The organism is Methylocucumis oryzae (assembly GCF_000963695.1).
Classification (GTDB): domain Bacteria; phylum Pseudomonadota; class Gammaproteobacteria; order Methylococcales; family Methylomonadaceae; genus Methylovulum; species Methylovulum oryzae.
The window spans coordinates 1-3520 of sequence record NZ_LAJX01000091.1 but is presented as its reverse complement, the minus strand read 5'-3'; the positions used below and the strand labels follow the sequence as shown (position 1 = coordinate 3520).

The following is a 3520-nucleotide window of genomic DNA, read 5'->3' as shown; positions in this document are numbered from 1 at the left end:
ATCTTGGTCAGCTCTACTTTGCAAAAAATTTTCAGAAGTTGATAATAAACAGACACCCAAACAACGATTGGAGCAAGAGCTTGGCAAACAAAATGTTACCTTTGCTTTAGAAGGGTTACGCGCTGTACTAAACCGTACTGATTTACCTACATCGCTAGAAATTGCTCGGTTTTATGCCGAGAACAAGTACCACGAATGGTGGTATGCGATACCAGTGGGAATAACTGAAAATTGGTTTTATCAGCAAAATTTAAACGACTATCCTGAATCAGCTTTAAAAAAGTGCTTTGGCTTTTAATATATTGTTTCCGAGTTTTTTCCATGTTGAAGGGAATACTCAGCGGCAGTATGAACCTGATTGGCAACAGGCTCTTTTTCAATATAAACCGGAATTAGTGCAATCTGTTTATTTGGAAATAATAGAATCTCAGTTAACGACTAAACGTGATTGTGTTACGGGTATCTGGGAGATTTGCCGACACCAACAGCTTGCAAGCAATCGCTCTTTAATTGTTTTAAAGTTACTTACCGATTATCCAAATGCACCAACCCAAGTGCTTGAAACCTTGCTTTCAACCGCAGTTTCTCTACCTGAAATTGCATCCGATTTACTAAAATTGATTCAGCAAGTTTTGCAACCGAAAACCAGAATGCGCTTAAAGCAAAAAGCCTTGTGGTTCTGTGCTGGATTTTGTATAGATTTTGAGTGCTTCAAAGACACGGTGAATTGGGGCATAACAAAACTAAAGGATTTTATCTGGATATTAATTTCATTTATCGACGATGTTCCTTCCCATTCTGAGAAAAAACAGCCCGAATACTTTTTGGCGGCACAACTTGGTTTTCTTATTGAGTTAGTTGGCACACAGTTTCCCTATGTTGAGCGTAAAAGCGGAGGATGGGTCGGATCACAAAACCCATGGGATGCAGCCGACTTTGTTAAGCAACGCATCAATCAGCTTTCAGCACAAACCGATAAAGAATCCATCATCACATTAAGCCGTTTGATTGATGAACCCGATTTGGAGAGTTATCGAGAGCATTTAAAACATGCCTTTGCCAGTCAAGCTGCTTTGCTTAGGGAACAACATTTTGACCGTCCCAATTGGCAACAAGCTATCGAGTCATTAAAGAATGGCAAACCCGCGCATACTGCCGATCTTCATGCATTGACGGTAGAGCATTTAAATGATGTGGCGAATCGGATGGCCAATGAAAACACCGATATGTTTAAATTTTTTTGGAATGAAGATTCTTACGCAAGAATTACCGTGCCAAAACCTGAAGAAAGCTGCCGTGATAAGTTAGTTGAATGGTTAAGGCCAAAATTTGCACCGTTTGGCATCAGCGTAGAGCCAGAAGGCCACATGGCACGCGATAAACGCACTGATATAGTTCTGAAATATCAAACCGAACAGACTTTGCCCATTGAAGTTAAACGGGATTATCACGTTGATTTATGGACAGCTTGCGAAAATCAATTAGACAGGCTATATACTCGCGACCCACAAGCGAAAGGCTATGGCATTTATTTGGTATTTTGGTTTGGAGATAAGCGTAATCGCGCTATACCAAAGCCGCCCAAAGGAGTACAAAAACCAAAAACGGCTCAAGAATTAGAAATAACCTTGCGCTCATTGATAAAACCGGAAGCTAAAAACAGGCTAGCCGTTATTGTTCTGGATGTATCAGACTAAATCATCGAATACAACAGTACAATATCATGCTATTGCAACAACGACTCATTGCTGTTCTTGAACAAAAACTTGGCTAACGGAAACCTATGTCGGATTAAGCGCAGTGGCAAGCAGCCATTAAAAATCCCCTCACTTATCGAAACTGCGGGACAAAATACGCAGTCAAGCTAACCGCTTCAATCCCTAACAAAGATAGTCGAGGTATCAACATTAACCTACTCGTCCGCGATAACAAAACTTCAATTTTAGACTTAGCCAAACAGCACGGCGTTAAATCCAAAAGTTTATTTGGCTCAATGATGCAGAAAATATCAGCGATAATAGCGATGTGGACTTAGTCACCTAAAATGCACACCACCCTCCCCTTTTTGTGCATCAAACTTAACAACATAGGCCACAGCTTGACTAAAATAGCGCATAAACCTCAATAAACCCGTCAAATATTCGGTTATAATTTGCCTTCTTGCCCTGCTTGAGTTAGCCCATGGTATTGCCGCCTAAAGTTATTCACCCAAAAGGTGAAACCGAATCGAGTTTTAAACAGCGAGACATCAGCGCACGAGGTGCCAATACCTTTGAGGTAAAAATTCATATTAAAGGGGAGTCGCAAACCCAAGTCACTCCGTTGGAACAGCGACCGTTTTTTATCCAGTACTTAACAATGGGTCTCTTATTCGAGCCTTGGATTGCGGCTTGCCCGTCGCTCTGTACTAGCGATAACGTGCCTAAAAAAATCAATATCCTAGGCAGTTTGCTGGGGTCAATTCTTGCCGGTTATAGCCGCTATTCACACATCACAAGCTTACAGCCAAAGCACTTGGTCAATTATTACAGTTCCCTGCTCAGCCAGCCGGGGATACTGGATGTAGATATGATAGTTAAAGCGCTTATATGTTTGAGCAAATTAAAACCTTAAGTTTAGCCATGCCTGCTTCAGTAGGCTGGTTATTATTGCTAGTGTCGTTTGCACTGCTATTAGTAGGCTTTTTGCTTGGACGCTATTTCTACCGGCCTCAGCCTATTGCTAATAAAAGCGCTGTCTTAGTGCCGGAATCTATGCCCTGGCATCTGTTATCGATTAGCCATGCGTTAGAGGCATTAAAAAGTCATCACACGGTTGGTTTAACCGAAGCAGAAGCGAATAAACGCTTGCTGCTTGTCGGTGTTAACCGCTTACACACTGAAGGGCAGAAATCACTGCTCGCGCTGTTTAGCGCTCAATTTAAAAGCTTATTGATTTTAATTTTAATCCTGGCTGCAGTGGTTGCCGCAGCTATTGGCGATATAAAAGACGGCCTCGTTATCGTCGTTGTCGTGTTAATTAATGCATGTTTAGGCTTTTACCAAGAGTTTCAAGCCGAGCATTCACTGGCAACGTTAAAGAAAATGTTAGAGTTGAAAGCCAAGCTTAGACGGGATGGCTGTGTAAAACAAGTCGCTGCAGAAGACTTAGTACCTGGCGATATTATTTTGGTTGAAGCGGGCGATAAGTTGCCTGCAGATGGCAGAATTTTAACTGAACGCGCATTGGAAGTTGATGAGTCATCATTAACAGGTGAATCGTTGCCGGTTACCAAACAAAGCACCCCGCTTGCACACGTGATGCTACCGCTAGCAGAACGCTGCAACATGGTTTATATGAATACCACAGTGACCGCAGGCCATGCTGAAATCTTGGTGACGGCTACCGGCGATCATACTGAAATAGGCTGTTTAGCGCGTTTGTTAGCACAAGCCCAAGAGTCGGATACGCCCTTGCAACAACAACTGGATTCTTTAGCAAAAAAAACGCCTAGCCCTTGTTGCGTTGGTAGTTGCCAGCA

General features: G+C 42.4%; 3 protein-coding genes. All 3 read left to right on the top strand.

All coding sequences use genetic code 11. The features are described 5' to 3' along the window. On the top strand, positions 1 to 298 hold a 298-nt coding region (locus VZ94_RS25890), incomplete at its 5' end, for a hypothetical protein (RefSeq protein WP_192828618.1). Continuing rightward, positions 288 to 1697 carry a DUF8371 domain-containing protein gene (locus VZ94_RS09420; RefSeq protein ID WP_045779036.1) on the top strand — a complete coding sequence of 470 codons (1410 nt, stop codon included), beginning with the start codon at positions 288 to 290 and terminating at the stop codon, positions 1695 to 1697. The genes VZ94_RS25890 and VZ94_RS09420, both read left to right, overlap by 11 nt. 891 nt (positions 1698 to 2588) lie before the next feature. Then, positions 2589 to 3520, top strand: a 932-nt coding sequence (locus VZ94_RS09410; RefSeq protein WP_045779034.1) for an HAD-IC family P-type ATPase, incomplete at its 3' end; no start/stop codon positions are given.